The 515-nt window shown below is 61.4% G+C and carries 1 protein-coding gene; it reads right to left on the bottom strand.

The genetic code is table 11. The annotated features are described in order from the left end of the window. The coding region (locus JNK74_30345; GenBank protein MBL7650470.1) for a DUF1549 domain-containing protein at positions 1-515 on the bottom strand (515 nt) is incomplete at both ends.

Here is a 515-nt window from a genome sequence, read left to right as displayed (position 1 = left end):
GCGCCGTCCATGTCGTAATACGATGCTGTGCTGGCAACAACTCCAGAGACGCAAGCTGCGCCTTCTTGCCCGCATGACCTGAAATCACGAGTCGAAAATGCTTCGCGCGCACAGAGGCGAAGCTGTTCCGATTCCACACCGGGTTCACGGGAATGCGCCGTGGCTGCGCCGCCCGCTCGCGATCGAACGCCTCATAACGTGCCGCGAGCATCCGCGTGCGCACAACATCTTCCATGTCGCTCAATTCCCGCCGGCGAGCCGCCATCTCGCTGCGCAGCGGCTTCAACACATCGTCCACGCGCTTTCGTTCTTCCGCGCTGCCCGTGTCGCGATCGCCGAATCCCACGCTCGTGAAGAAAGCGGTCATGCGGTAGTAGTCGCGCGCCGGAATGGGATCGAACTTATGATCGTGGCATCGCGCGCAGTTCACCGTCATGGCGAGAAAACTGTGCGCCGTGGTCGTCACCATGTCATCGAGTTCATCCATCCGCGCCTGCAGTTTCAGGTTCGCGTCC

This window comes from Candidatus Hydrogenedentota bacterium (genome assembly GCA_016791475.1).
Lineage (GTDB): Bacteria > Hydrogenedentota > Hydrogenedentia > Hydrogenedentales > JAEUWI01 > JAEUWI01.
Note: the sequence above shows the minus strand (reverse complement) of the source record. Positions and strands in the feature narration are given on the sequence as shown.